General features: G+C 74.3%; 8 protein-coding genes. All 8 read left to right on the top strand.

Going from position 1 to position 14,224, the window contains the following annotated elements:
* Positions 1-25: 25 nt before the first annotated feature.
* The 8 genes from ACZ7CF_RS05450 to ACZ7CF_RS05415 all read left to right on the top strand — a co-directional run bounded on the left by ACZ7CF_RS05450 (position 26) and on the right by ACZ7CF_RS05415 (position 14,103).
* Complete coding sequence (locus tag ACZ7CF_RS05450; RefSeq protein WP_470368932.1) at positions 26-2,359, top strand: glycoside hydrolase family 3 protein; 2,334 nt, start codon at positions 26-28, stop codon at positions 2,357-2,359.
* Between the two features lie 741 nt (positions 2,360-3,100).
* On the top strand, positions 3,101-5,782 hold the full coding sequence (locus ACZ7CF_RS05445; protein WP_470368931.1) for an AfsR/SARP family transcriptional regulator: 2,682 nt from the start codon (positions 3,101-3,103) through the stop codon (positions 5,780-5,782).
* A gap of 91 nt (positions 5,783-5,873) precedes the next feature.
* A complete protein-coding gene (locus tag ACZ7CF_RS05440) occupies positions 5,874-6,053 on the top strand; it encodes a thiazolylpeptide-type bacteriocin (RefSeq protein WP_360384633.1) in 180 nt (59 codons plus the stop codon).
* Positions 6,050-8,467: a lantibiotic dehydratase gene (locus tag ACZ7CF_RS05435; RefSeq protein WP_470368930.1), complete on the top strand. Its 2,418-nt coding sequence runs from the start codon at positions 6,050-6,052 to the stop codon at positions 8,465-8,467. Before ACZ7CF_RS05440 ends, ACZ7CF_RS05435 begins: the two co-directional genes overlap by 4 nt.
* Positions 8,464-9,543: a hypothetical protein gene (locus ACZ7CF_RS05430; protein ID WP_360384638.1), complete on the top strand. Its 1,080-nt coding sequence runs from the start codon at positions 8,464-8,466 to the stop codon at positions 9,541-9,543. The genes ACZ7CF_RS05435 and ACZ7CF_RS05430 overlap by 4 nt, the downstream gene beginning before the upstream one ends.
* 4 nt (positions 9,544-9,547) lie before the next feature.
* The gene (locus tag ACZ7CF_RS05425) at positions 9,548-11,029 is read left to right on the top strand and encodes a hypothetical protein (protein ID WP_470368929.1); all 1,482 of its coding nucleotides are present in this window, start codon (positions 9,548-9,550) and stop codon (positions 11,027-11,029) included.
* Entirely contained in the window at positions 11,026-12,585 is a 1,560-nt protein-coding gene (locus tag ACZ7CF_RS05420) for a YcaO-like family protein (RefSeq protein WP_470368928.1), read from the top strand. Before ACZ7CF_RS05425 ends, ACZ7CF_RS05420 begins: the two co-directional genes overlap by 4 nt.
* A 12-nt stretch (positions 12,586-12,597) precedes the next feature.
* On the top strand, positions 12,598-14,103 hold the full coding sequence (locus ACZ7CF_RS05415) for a thiopeptide-type bacteriocin biosynthesis protein (protein ID WP_470368927.1): 1,506 nt from the start codon (positions 12,598-12,600) through the stop codon (positions 14,101-14,103).
* Positions 14,104-14,224 lie beyond the last annotated feature (121 nt).

Below are 14,224 nucleotides of genomic sequence, written 5' to 3'. Positions count from 1 at the left end.
CGACACGGGCCCTACTGTCGTCGGGGTGACGGACATCGAGGAAGCGCTCACCGGACTCGACCTGGAGCGGAAGGTCCGGCTGCTGACCGGCGCCGCGCTGTTCGCGCTCCACCCGGAGCCCGCGATCGGGCTGGCGGCGCTGAAGGTGTCCGACGGGCCGACCGGGGTGCGCGGTGCCGAGCTGCGCGGCGGCACGATCGCCGCCCTGCTGCCCAACGCCACGCTGCTGGCCCAGCACTGGGACCCGGAGCTGGCGCGCGAGGTCGGCGCGCTGCTCGCCGACGAGGCCGCCGCCCAGCAGGTGCACGTCGTGCTCGGTCCGACGATCAACCTGCACCGCACGCCGCTGGGCGGGCGGCTGTTCGAGGCCTACAGCGAGGACCCGCTGCTCACCGGCGTGCTCGCGGCCGCGTACGTGCGGGGCTTGCAGGACAAGGGCATCGCCGCGACGCCGAAGCACTTCGTGGCCAACGAGTCCGAGACCGAACGGCGCACGGCCAGCTCGGTGGTGGACGAGAAGGCGTTGCGCGAGGTGTACCTGCTGCCGTTCGAGGTCGTGGTCGAAGACGCCCGGCCGTGGGCGGTGATGGCCGCGTACAACCGGGTCAACGGCATCGCCGCCACCGACCACGCCGAGCTGGTCGAGGGCGTGCTCAAGGGCGAGTGGGGGTTCGACGGCCTGCTGATGTCCGACTGGTTCGCCACGAAGTCCACGGCGGAGAGCGCGAACGGCGGGCTCGACCTCGTCATGCCCGGACCGGGCGGCCCGTGGGAGGAGCGGCTGGTCGAGGCGGTGCGGGCGGGCGAAGTCGCCGAGTCGACCGTCGACGAGCACGTGCGCCGGTTGCTGCGGCTGGCCGACCGGGTCGGCGCGTTCGGGGAGCGGTCCTGGCCGACCGGCCTGCCGGCGCCGGACAGCCCGCGGCGCCGCGAGCAGCTGCGCCGGTTCGCCGCCGGCGGCATGACCGTGCTGACCAACTCCGGGGTGCTGCCCCTGGACGCGCAGGAGGTCGCGCTCATCGGCCGGCCCGCCCTCGACACCGTGGCGCAGGGCGGCGGTTCGGCCGGGGTGCGGCCACCGCACGTCGTGAGCATCGCGGACGGCCTGGCCGCGGAGCTGGGCGACCGGCTGTCCGTTGTGGACGGTGTGGAGGTGCGCACCCGCCACGCCGCACCGGCACCCGGCGTGCTGCGGAACATCCGTGCCACGACGTTCGACGCCGACGGAGAAGTGCTCGTGCGGGACGTGGAGATCGCCGAGCTCGCCGCGTACGGCGGGTGGGCGCAGGGTGCCGCCGCGATCGAGCTCTCCGGTGAGGTCGTGCTGCCGGGTCCGGCACGGCTGCTGGTGGGCGTGCGCGGCTTCGGCGCCTGGACCGTCGAGGTCGCGGGCGAGCGGTACGAGGAGCGACTGGCCTGGGCGGACGGCGTCGTGGAGGAGGCGCTGCTGAAGCCGCCGGCGTGGACCACCGAGGTCGAGCTCTCCCCCGGTGACCGGATCACGGCGACCGTGCGCGAGGCCGCCGCGCTCGTCGGCTTGATCACCCAGCCGGTGCCCCGCCCGGCCGCCGCCGCGATCGACGCCGCCGTGCGGGCCGCGCGGGAGGCCGACGTCGCGGTGGTGGTCGTGGGTCTCACCGAGGAGCAGGAGACCGAGGGCTTCGACAAGACCACGCTGGCGTTGCCGGGTGAGCAGGACGCGCTGGTCGCGGCCGTGGCCGCCGCCGCTGCACGGACCGTGGTCGTCGTGAACGCCGCCACGCCGGTGCTGATGCCGTGGCTGGAGCAGGTCGACGCCGTGCTGTGGGCGGGACTGCCCGGTCAGGAGGCCGGTGCCGCGGTGGCGGCGGCGTTGCTCGGCCACGTCGAACCGGCCGGGCGCCTGGTGACGACGTTCCCGCGCTCCGACGCCGACGCGCTGACGCCGGTGCCCGTGGGCGGCGAGCTGGTCTACGGCGAGGGAACCGCGATCGGGTACCGCGGCGCCACCGACCCGCTGTTCTGGTTCGGCCACGGCCTCGGTTACACCGAATGGCGCTACGGCGACCTCTCGGTGTCCACTCGGGACGATGCGGTCGACGTCGTGTCGGTGCGGCTGGACAACGTCGGCGACCGGGACGGGCGCGAGGTCGTGCAGGTCTACCTGCGAGCGGTTGACGAACCGGTCCGGCTCATCGGCTGGGCGGTCGCGGACGTCGCGGCCGGCTCGTCGGCGCTGGTCGAGGTGCGGTGCTCGCCGCGCGTGCAGCGGACCTGGTCGGACGGCTGGCAGCCGTTGACCGGCGACGTGCTCGTGGCGCGCGGGCTCGGTGACGTGCGGGCCGTGCACGTGCGGGTGCCTCGGGACGGACAGGACTGAGCCGCCCGGACAGTCATCCTCGCTCAACGGTGTCGTTACGGCGCAACGACACCGTTGAGCGAGGAAGTGGCGCGCACTGGGAGACCGTGGCGGTGTGGGTGGACGGTGCCGGTGTGCGCGAGCCGCGCCATCCGCCACCGCGCCACCGCGAAGCGGGCGGTGAGGAGCCGGTCCGTTGATCTTCCTCGTCCACGCCGCGCGCTCATCGCAGCGGCGGTACGTTTGGCTCCGGGGGGAGGAATCATGGTCGAGCCGATCACTCCACCGGCGCCCGGACCCGTGCGGTCCGCGCCGGTCCGCCGGCGGGAGGTCGCACCCGCTCGCGCGCTGCCGGCCCGTGGTGCGGGCGCGGCACCTCCCGGGTGAGGCCGGACCGGTCGAGGCGCACGCCGGGGGTGGTGGCCGCGGCCGGGCTGGGGGCCCCAACCGGGCCACCGGCCAGCGTGCTCCACCTGCCGTGGGTGCCGGTGCGGTCCGGCCGGCCCGCGGCGGTGGGCTGGTCCCAGGTGGCCGGCGTGTGCGGTGACTTTCACACGCCGGCCGGGTTCTTGGGGGAACCGGACCAGACCGCTGCGCCGACCCCCAATTCCCGGTCGGTCCGGCGGCGCAGTTGCCTGATCTGGGTACAAAGGTGCCAGGTGCCGTGCACAGATTTCGCCCAGACGGCGCACAGACCGTGACCAGGGCGAAGGCGACGATGGCGCACACACGCTTCGTGATCATGGAGGAGGACGGTTCAGGGTGGAGTTCCTGGTGCTCGGCTCGCTCGCGGTGCGTCGTGACCGGACGCCGCTGGAGCTGGGCGGGCCTCGCCAGCGCGCGGTGCTCACGATGTTGCTGCTGCACGCGAACGAGGCCGTGAGCGTCGCACAGCTGACCGAGGCGGTCTGGGACTCGCCGCCGGTGTCGCCCGAGTCGAACCTGCGCACGTACGTGGCCGGGTTGCGGCGCGCGGTGGGCGACCGGCTCGTGACCCTGCCCGGCCACGGCTACCGGCTCGTCGTGCGGCCGGGCGAGCTGGACCTCGACGAGTTCGACCGGCTGGTGCGCCGGGGCGAGGAGGCGGCGGCCGACAACGACACCGAGGCCGCCGCGGACTTCTTCGCCCAGGCGCTCGGGAAGTGGCATGGCACGCCGGTGGAGGTCACCGCGGGACCGTTGCTGCGCGCGGAGTTCACGCGCCTGCAGGAGCGCAGGCTGACCGCGGTGGAGAAGTTCGCCAAGGCCGCCACCGAGCTCGGGCGGTTCGGCGACGTGATCGACCGGTTGCGCCGCGAGGCGGCCCAGCACCCGTTGCGGGAGGAGCTGTGGGCGCTGCTGATGCTCGCCCTGGACCGCGCCGGCCGCCGCGGCGAGGCGCTCGAGGTGTACGCCGCTGCCCGCAGGCACGTGGTCGAGCAGCTCGGCGTCGAACCGGGGGCCCGGTTGCGGCAGCTGCACCAGGTGGTGCTGGAGAGCCGGGCGCCCTCGCCCGCGGCTCTGAGCGCGCACCGGCAGCTGCCGATGGACATCGCCGAGTTCACCGGCCGCGAGGCCGAGCTGCGCAGGCTGTGCGAGCCGGGACCGCAGTCCACGGTGGTGATCTCGGCGATCGAGGGCATGGCCGGTGTCGGGAAGACCAAGCTCGCCGTCCGCGCCGCGCACCGGCTCGTCGAGCGGTACCCGGACGTGCAGCTGTGGGCGGACCTGCACGGCTTCGACCACGACGAGCTGCCGGCCGACCCGGCAGCGGTGCTGGAGAGCTTCCTGCGCCTGCTCGGGGTGCCCGGCGCGCAGATCCCCGAGTCGCTGGCCGACCGCGCCGCGCTCTACCGCGACCGGCTCGCGGGCAGGCGCGCGGTGGTGCTGCTCGACAACGCGGCGGGTGAGGACCAGGTCCGGCCGCTGCTGCCGGGCAGCTCGACGTGCCTGGTGCTGATCACCAGCCGGCGCAGCCTGCTCGGGCTGGACGGGGCGAAGTCGGTCTCCCTGGACGTGTTCACGCCGGACGAGGCGGTCGCGCTGCTGGCCCGCATCGCCGGCGCGGACCGGGTGTGCGCCGAACGCGAGGCCGCCGCCAGGGTCGCGCAGCTGTGCGGGCACCTGCCGATCGCCGTGGCGCTGGCCGCGAAACGGCTCGCCCGCCGTCCGCAGTGGACCGTGCTGGACCTCGTGGCACAGCTGGAGAGAGGCGGTCTCGGCGCACGGGGCGTGTTCGACCTCTCGTACCAGGCGCTGCCCGAGCACCAGAGGCGCCTGTTTCGGCTCCTAGGACTGCACCCCGGTGAGGACGTCACCGCCGAGTCCGCCGCCGCCCTCGCGGGGCTCACCGCGTACGAGGCGGAGGACCTGCTGGAGACGTTGCTCGACGAACACCTGCTCCAGCAGCACACCCCCGGCCGGTACGTGCTGCACGACCTGCTGCGCGCCTACGCCGTGGAACAGGCGAAGGCCGCCGAGCCGCCGCCCGCGCGCGCCACCGCGTTGCGCCGGGTGCTCGACTGGTACCTGCACACGTCGTGGCGTTCGGCCGTTCAGCTCAACCCGCAGCGCAAGCTGGAGCTGCCCGCGGCGGACCCGGCCGTGCACCCGCGCGAGTTCGCCGACCGCGACGCCGCGCTGCTGTGGTGCGACACCGAGCGGGCGAACCTCGTCGCCGCCGTCCGCGACGCGGCCGAGCACGGCCTGAACGGGCAGTGCTGGCTGCTCGCGCAGTGCCTGTGGGACTTCTTCAACCTGCGCAAGCACTGGGCGGACTGGCTGGAGACGCACGGCGTGGCGCTCGGTGCCGCCCGCTCGGCAGGCGACCGTTCCGCCGAGGGCCGGATGCTGATCACCCTCGGCATCGCCCTGCGCGAGGTCCGCCGCCACGACGAGGCGATCGACTGCGGCCGGCAGGCGCTCGCGATCTTCCGCGCGATCGGCGACCGGTACCGGCAGGAACCCGTGCTCAACAACCTCGGCATCGCGTACATGACCACCGGCCGCCTCGACGAGGCGCTGAAGTGCTTCGAGCAGGCAGCCGAGATCGCCCGGGACCTCGGCGACCTGCACACCGAGGCAGTGCTGCTCAACAACATCGCCCTGCTGCACGCCGACGCCGGCCGCTTCCACGAGGCGCTGGACCGCTACCGGCGGGCGCTGGAGATCCGCGGCGAGGTCGAGGACCCCTACAGCGAGGCGATCCTGCTCAACAACATCGGCGAGGTGCACCGGGGGCTGCTCGACTTCCCGGAGGCCGTCGCGCACGTCGAACGCGCGCTGGAGACGTTCCGGCGCATCGGCGACCGCTACGGGCAGGCCGAGTCGCTCGACAACCTCGGTCTCGCGCTCGACGGGCTGGGCGACCGGCGCGGTGCCGAGAAGTGCTGGCTGGAGTCGGTGGCGCTGTTCGAGGAGCTGGGCGAACCCAAGGCGGACGAGGTGCGCGCCCGGATCGGCTGAGCGTTGTCGATCCGGGCTCCAGGCCCGGTCCATCGTGATCTCCGACCCTTCACCCACGGCCTCCCCGGCCTTCTCGTGAAGGGACAACTCCATGAAGGACCTCTCGTTCGACCTGGACGACCTGGAGCTCGGCGACCTCGCGGTCACGTCGATCCGCGACTCCGCGGCGCTGCCCGAGGGCGGTGCGTCCGGAGCGGCGTCGTCGTGTTCGTGCGGCAGCTCGTCGTGCAGCAGCTGCACCCAGCCGAACCTGCCGACGCTGAACGCATGACCGACCCGACGCGGGGAGAACCGGCGCCCTACGCACTGGTGCGCCTGGCCGCCCTGCCCCACCCGGACGGCGCCGCCGACGCGGCGCCGTTCCGGCGTGCCGCGGCGGCGCTGGCGGACAAGGAGGCGGAGCTGCTCGCGCTGGCCGGGCCGCTGGGCGAGCAGCTGCACGACAGCGCCGCCGAGCACGACCCCGGTTTCCACCGCCGGGTCGTGCTGCCGTTGCGCCGCGACGTCCACAACGGGCGGACCCCGCGGCCCGCGCTGGTCGAGGCCGCGGCGGACCTGGTGTCGCGCTACCCGGACCTGCGCAAGTGGCTGGAGCTGCTGGCCGAACGCGCCGCGCTGCTGGCGGAGGCCGACCGCGCCCGGCCCGCCGCGCTGGCCGCCGAACGCGCCGTGCTGGCCGAGGTGTGCGCAGCGGAACCACTGCGCAAGGCCGCCGTCTTCAGCGGCCGGGACCTCTGGCAGGGCCTCGCCCGCGCCGGTGCCGGTGACCGCCGCGCCCGCAAGGCCGAGCCGACCGTGCTGCGCTACGCCCTGCGCGCCACCGCGAAGACCAGTCCGCTGTCCTGGTACACCGCCGTCGGCTGGGGCACCTGGTCCGCCGACGCGCCCGCTCCCGAGTGGGGCGAGCCGGTCGCCGTCACACGGGTCAGCCAGGTGCTGCTGGCCCGTCTGGTCGCCGCGCTGCTGGCCGACCGCGAGCTGCTGTTCGACCACCCGCACCGCCTCGCCGCCGACGTGCACGAGGAGGGCGACCGGGTGCGGTTCCGCCGGGACGTGCCCGCGACCGGCCCGCTGCGCGCCCACGTGGGTGCCGAGGAGGACGTCGAGCTGGCCGCGAGCGCGCCGCTGCGCTACCTCGTCGGCCTGACCGCCGCGAACCCCGGGGGCATCACCCCCGCCGAGCTCGCGAGCGTGCTGGCCACCCGGCTGCCCGACGGCGAGTCCGAGCGCGCCCACTCCTACGTGGCGCTGCTGCTCGACATCGAACTGCTCCTGCCGGTGCTCCCGGTCGACCCGCAGGACCCGTCCGCCTGCCTCGCGCTGGCGGCGTGGTTGCGCGGCACCGGACGCGCGGACCTGGCCGACCGCGTGACCTCGGTGCACCGCGACACCACCGCGTTCAGCGGGCTGCCCGCCGCTGCCCGGCCGGCCGCGCTGACCGCGTTGTTCGCTGCCTGGGCGGAGCTGGGTGAGCTGGTCGGTGCCGACCTCACCGGCGTCACGCCGCTGAGCGAGGACGTGGTGCTGCCCCAGCCGGTCCGGCTCGGCCGCGCCCACGGCTACGACGGCGTGCGCTCGCTGGCCGGCCTGACGCCGTTGCTGATGCTGTTCGACCGGCACCTCGCGATCCGCAGGAACATCCGCGACCGGTTCGTCGTGGAGTTCGGCCACGGCGGTGTCGCCCGGCTCGCCGCGTGCGCTCCCCTGCTGCGCGACTCGCTGTCCGGTGCCCCGACCGGCGGCCTCGGTGCCAGCCGCGCGCAGGTGGCGGACCTGGTGCGGGACGGCGTGATCACCGACGAGGCCGTGACCGCGGCGGCGGACCTGCTGCCCGCGTGGATGAAGACCCGGCCGGTGTCGTACTCGTTCTTCGCGCAGCCCGCACGGGGCGGACTGGTGGTGAACCACGTCTACGACGGGTTCGGCCGCTTCCCCGGCCGGTTCCTGGACCTGCTGCCACCCGAGGCGTACGCGACCGTCCGGGCCACTTTGGACGGTGTGTTCCCGCGCGGTTTCGTCGAGTACCGGCCGGTGCAGGGCTTCACCCCGAACCTGCACCCGCTGCTCGGCCGGCGCGAGGTCGGCGAGGACCCGCACTGGGCCGACCTGACCCCCGACGCGCTGGAGCTGTTCCACGACCAGGAGCACGACGAGCTCCGGTTGCGCCACCGCGACTCCCGCGCCGTGGTCGACGTGCTGTACCTCGGCTACCTGATGCCGATCTCGCTGCCCGACCGGGTCGCCGCCCTGCACACCGACCTCACCTGCGGTGGCGTGGAGCTGAGCCCGTTGCGGCGCACCACGTCCGTCGACGGCGTCCTGCGCTCGGAACGGCTGCGCCACCACGACGTGGTGCTCAGCCGCCGGTTCTGGGACGCCGACTCCGCACAGCTGACCGCGGAGCTCACCGACGTCGCCGCCGTGGCCCGGTTCCGCGCCCGCCACGGCCTGCCGGCACAGGTGTTCGCCGGACCCGGCGGCGTGATCATCTCGAACGAGGACGCCGTGGCCCGCGTGGCAGCGGCGAAACCGCAGTACGTCGACCTCACCAACGCACTGCACCTGCGCGGCCTGTCCCGCCTGCTCGCCCGCTACCCCGGCCGCGTGCAGCTCACCGAGGCGCTGCCGGTGCCGTCCGGCCAGGTGCTCGAAGTGCTGGCGGAGACCTACCGGAGGGCCGGATGACCGACGTCGTCGTGCACTACCACGACCCCGTCAAGGCCCCGTTGCTGCGCGACGGCGTCCTGCCCGCACTCGCCGCGGCCACGGCGGCGTTCTCGGACGTCACGGGCCACGTGGAACGCCACTGGCTGCACGGCCCGCACCTGCGCGTCCGCCTCGACGGTCCGTCCGCCGACCCGGCCGCCCTGCTGCTCGCCGCACTGCTGCGCTCCCACCTGGCCGCCCACCCGTCCACGGTGGAGCTGTCAGAGGCGGAGCAGCTGGCCCACGCCTCGGCCGCCGCGATCACCGAACTGCTGCTGCCACCGTTCACACCGCTGCACCCCAACAACTCCGTGCGCATCGAACCCACCTCGCACGACCGCCTGCTCGACCTGCTGCCCGCGAGCCACATCCCGTTGCGCGCGCACGGCCTGCGCCTGGGCATCCCCGCCGTGCGGCAGTCGCTCGACGTCCCCCGCGCGGTGCTGGCGCTGACCGCGATCGCCGTGCACGCCAGCCGCTACCCCGCCGGCCTGCAGTACGGCTACCACTCGTTCCTCTCGCACGTCGAGGACTTCCTGCTCGCCAACGACCCCGACGGCACCCTGCGCACCCGCCTCGACGCCGTGTGGGCCGCCAACGCCGACACCGCCCGCACCCTGGTCTCCCGCGTGGCGTGGGGCCACCCCACCAGCGCACTCGAAGCCGCCTGGCAAACCTGGACCATCGACCTGCGCCTCGCCGCGGAGGCCCACTACGACGCGGGCCACCTCGACCCGGCCCCCAACCCGCGCCACGGCACCCGCGCCCGCGAGATCGGCGACCCGGCCACCGTCCGCCGCTACAACTACGGCGAACGCACCGAGTTCAGCGCCTACCACAGTGCCATGTGGACGGTCGACCTCTCCGACCCCGGCGTGGTCCGCAACATGACGGTGTACCGCTTCGGCACCAACGTCCTCTACCAGCTCCTGACGCTGTGCGACGTCACCCCGATGGAGCGCTACGCCGCCGCCCACCTGCTGTCCCGCGCGGCCCAGGACGTCCTCGGCACCACCTGGTCCGACCAGTTCGCCGCCCTGCCGAAGGTGGGGTGAGCACGTGCTCGTGCGCCTGCGCCCGGTCGTGTGCGCGACCCGGACCCCTGACGGCCTGCACCTGCGCGGCTGGGCGTCGAGCTGCACCATCACCGGTGGCGCGGGGCTGTGGCGGGTGTGGCAGCGCCTGGCCCCGCAGCTGTCCGCCGGGCTCACCGCGGACGCCCTCGTCGTGCCGGAGGAAACGACTCCGGCGGTGCGGGCGGCGGTGGAGGTGATCCTGGAGGCGTTGCGGGAGCACGACATGCTGGTGACGGTGCCGGCGGAGTGGGACGGGCCCGCGCCGGACGTCGCCGAGTGGCTGGAGTCCGTCGCGGCCGACCCGGTGGACGCGTGGCGGCGGCTGCGGGCCGTCACCGTTGAGATCACGGGATGTGGCGAGCCGGCGAGCGCGGCGGCACGGGCGGTCGAGGCGGTCGGCCTCGCCGTGCGGGTGAGCCCTCGTGTCGAACAGCCGACCTCCCTGCTCCTCCTCACCGCGGGCCCGTTCACCCTCCAGGCGGGGTGCGGCGCCGACGTCGGCTACGTCCTGCCCCCATCCTCTCTTTCAGCCAGCACTGAAGCCACTGCACAAACTGCTCGACTCAACGCCACCGGCACCTCGCCCGCCGTCCTGGCCGCCCTCGTCGGCTCCACCGCCGTCCACCGCCTCCTCTGTGCCGTCGCCGGCCTCGAAGACCCCGCCGCAGCCGAAGCCAGAACCCCGCACCCACAGGTCCTGATCGCCCGCACCACCCCGCTCCGCGCCACCTACCACCCCCTGCTGACCGGCCCACCCCCGACGGACCCGTGGCGCGCCCTGGACGCCCTCACCGACGCCGAGCTCGGCCTGGTCGAGCCCCCGGTGTTCGGCGAGCTGCCCCAGGTCCCGGTCAAGCTCGCCACCTGCGGCACCGCGCTGGGCATCGGCACCACCGCCGACGCGGCCCGCCTCGACGCCGCCCTCGCCGCGGTCAAGACCGACGCCGTCCTGGGGGTCGACGACCTCCACGCCCGCGGCGCCGCCCTGCGCCTCGCCGCACGCCACCACCCCGGCGAGCCGGTGGAGCCGCCGGACGACCCGACCGCACGGCGGTGGTGGAAGGCGCTGACGGAACGGTTCGCCGTCCCCGCCGAGCTCCGCACCACCCGTCTCGCGCCGGGTGTGCACCGGGCGGAGGTCCACCGGGGCCACCACCTGCTGGCCTGGGCCGTCGAGGCGACCGCGGCGGACGCGGTGGCGTTCGCCGCGCTGGCCGCCACCGGGCACGCGCAGGCCGGCCGCACCGGCACCGCCCACCTCACCGGTGCCGCTCCCCACCGCGCGGACGCCGGCCAGCCGAGCTGGGTCACCAGGGAGTGGTTGTGGCCCAACGACGTCCGTGACCGCGAGCAGGAGTTCCAGGAAGCCCTCACCGCACTGCCCGGTGTCCGGGTCACCCCACGACCGCTCGACCCGGAGCCGCACGCCGCCGGACTCGTCGCCTACGCCGTGGACCCGCGATGATCACCTACGCCCCCGCCGACCCACCGGCCGTCCGTGCCGACGGCGCGCTCACCCTCGTCGGACCCACCAGCGGTGTCTGCACGGCCTGCGCGGAACACGCCCGCCTGACCGTCGCCGGCGCCCCGCCGCACGGCGACCTCCGGCTCGCGGGCCTGGTCCCGCCCGCGTTCCGCCCGTTCGTCGAGGCCGTGGGGCAGCTGGAACCCGGCACCGTCCTCGCCCTCCGCACCGACCTCGCCCTCGTCTCCACCCACCGCGTCCGCCCCCGTCCCGGCTGCTGTCCCCTGCCGGAACCCCGGGGCACCACGGAGATCACCGGGAACGCCTTGCGCGCCGACAACCCGCTGACCACCGTCGAGAACCTCACCGCCGCGGTCGTGGACCACCGGTTCGGCCCGGTCACCGGGTTGTTCCGCGCGGGCCACCTGCCGCTGCCGACGATGACCGCCGAGCTGCACGGGCACGGCGCCGGTCACGGCCGCACCGCCGGCTTCGAGCAGGCGGAACGGGTCGCGCTGTTCGAAGCGGTCGAGCGGTACAACGGAATGCGCCCGCGCAGCCACCGGACCACGTTCGAGGCGTCGTTCGCGGAGCTCGGCCCCGACCACGCGGTCGACCCGGCGGCGCTCGGCCTGCCCGACCACCACCGCTACACCCCGAACCTCACCTTCCGCTGGGTCGAAGGCTGGTCGTACACGAGGCAACGCACCATCGCCGTACCGGAACAGGTGGCCTACTGGGACGTCGAAACCCCGCCGGAGCAACGGTTCCTGCACGAGACGTCCAACGGCTGCGGTCTCGGCAACAGCCTCACCGAGGCCGTCCTGCACGGCCTGTTCGAGGTCGCCGAACGCGACGCGTTCCTGATGGCCTGGTACGCGCAGACACCGTTGCGGCGCATCCGGCTCCCCAGGGACCCCTTGCTGCACCACCTCACCGACCGCCTGGAAGAGCTCGGCTACGAGCTGCTGTTCCTCGACTCCACCACCGACATCGGCATCCCGTCGGTGCTGGCGCTGGCCCGCACCGACCGCACCGACCGCACCACGCTGCCCAGGGCTTTCTTCGCCGCCGGCGCGAGCCCCGATCCCACAGCGGCGCTGCGGTCCGCGGCCGTCGAGGTCGTCGTGGACGTCGAGTCGTTCGTCGACCGCGTCCGTGCGAACCCCGGGGCCTACGACCGGCACCGCCTCCTCCGCCTGCTGCACGAGCCGGAACTGGTGCGGTCGATGGACGACCACGTCGCCGTCAACACCCTGCCGGAGGCCGCCGACCGGTACGCCTTCCTCGTCGGCACCGGCGAGACCGTCCTCGAAGACCACCGCGACCACACCAGCCTCGAAGGCCTGCTCGACCACTACAGCGCCCGGCTGCGCCACCAAGGCCTGGAACTGGTCGCCGTCGACCAGACCGACCCGGTCACCGCGGGCGGTCTCGGCCTGCACTCGGCCAAGGTCCTCGTGCCGGGTGCGCTGCCGATGACGTTCGGCCACCGGCGCACCGCCGGTCTGCCCCGGCTGCGGGCGAAGGCCCTGCACCCCCACCCGTTCCCGTGAGATGGAGCAGCTGTGACCTGGACCGGCCTGCACTGCAGGGTCTCCTGGAACCGCACGGACGTCGACACGTTCATCGCCGACGCGCTCGCCCCGGCGATGGCCGGCCACGAGTGGTACTTCCTGCGCTACTGGGAGACCGGCCCGCACCTGCGCGTCCGCGTCAAGGACGCCACCGGGGACCAGGTCGGCGAACTCACCGCGACGCTCACCCGGCTCATCGCCGCACAGGACTTCCAGCCAGGCACCGACGACCCGGACTGGTTGCCGCACGGGGACGTCCGCGAGGTCGAGTACGTCCCGGAGACCGAGCGGTACGGCGGCCGGGAGGCGCTGCCGGTCGCCGAGGAGGTGTTCTGCCGCAGCACGGAGGTCGCACTGGCCGTGCTGCGGGCGGCCCGCACGGACAGCGCCCGCCTCACCGCGGCCATCGACCTCACCATCGCCACGGCACGGGCGCTCGACCTGAACCTGCCGCAGGCCGCGAGCTGGTTGCGCAGCCTCGGCGCGGGGTGGCGCAACGTGCAGGAGCAGGCGCCGCCGCCCACGATCGGCTCGCAGCACGCCGCCTACCAGCTCCTCGCCAAACGCGGCCGCGACCTCGCCGCCCGCTGGTACCGCGAGCCCCGCGGCGCCGTCTCGCACTGGACCGCGGCGGTCACCGACGCCGGGCGGCGCCTGGGCACCTGGTTGCCGCACGTGTGGGCGTCCCAGCTGCACATGCTGCTCAACCGCGTGGGCGTCACGCCCAACGAGGAGCGGATGATCTGCTGGACCACGGCGGCCGCCGCCCTGTCGCCCACCGGCCTGACCGACTTCCACGAGGACGGCGAGACCGCGCCGGACCGCCGTTACCTGGAGGCGAGCAAGTTCCTGCCCGGCTTCACCGACCAGCTGCCCCGCAAGACCGCCCTGAACCGGCGGGTCTGGCCGGCCACCGCCACGCTGCCCTCCACGGTGGACACCGACACGCTGCGGGCCCGCCGGACCAGCCGCGACCTGACCGGCGACCTCACCTCCGAGCAGCTCGGCACGCTGCTGTGGAACGCGATGTCCCCGAAGGACGGCCGCTGGCCCTACCCGAGCGCCGGGGCCCAGTACTGCGCCCGCATCCGGCTCATCGCGCTCAACGTCGACGGCCTCGCCCCCGGCCGCTACGAGGTGAACGAGGTCGACCGGGCGCTCACCTGGTTCGGCGAGGCACCGCCGGTGCCGGACCTGGAGGCGACCTCGATGTGGTTCGGGCCGGGCACGACCGAGCTCGGCGGCACACCGGCCGTGCTCGCGCTCTACATCCGGCTCGGCTCACTGCGGCAGACCTACGGCCTGCGGGCGCTGCGGTTCGCGTTCACCGAGGCCGGGCACCTCGCCCAGAACCTCACGGTGACCGCCGCGAACCTCGGCATCCGCACCGGGCTCGTCGGCGGGTTCTACGACGACATCGCCCACGACGTCATCGGGCTCGACGGCGTGGACGACGCGCTCGTGTACTTCCTGCCGCTGGCCTCGGACCCCGACTGACCCCGGCACCGCCTCGCACACCTGCGTCAGCATCGACGCCGACACCGAGGACCGGACCACGGAGCCGGCCGGGATCAGGGCCGGCAGCCCCCGTCCGGGTCCACCGCCCAGCTCGCCCCTG

The organism is Lentzea sp. NPDC036955 (assembly GCF_055608005.1).
Note: the sequence above shows the minus strand (reverse complement) of the source record. Positions and strands in the feature narration are given on the sequence as shown.

Coding starts and splice junctions, on each gene's coding strand:
- ACZ7CF_RS05440 (WP_360384633.1), top strand. CDS start 5,874: ATGAAGGACCTCTCGTTCGACCTGGACGACCTGGAGCTCGGCGACCTC.
- ACZ7CF_RS05435 (WP_470368930.1), top strand. CDS start 6,050: ATGACCGACCCGACGCGGGGAGAACCGGCGCCCTACGCACTGGTGCGC.
- ACZ7CF_RS05430 (WP_360384638.1), top strand. CDS start 8,464: ATGACCGACGTCGTCGTGCACTACCACGACCCCGTCAAGGCCCCGTTG.
- ACZ7CF_RS05420 (WP_470368928.1), top strand. CDS start 11,026: ATGATCACCTACGCCCCCGCCGACCCACCGGCCGTCCGTGCCGACGGC.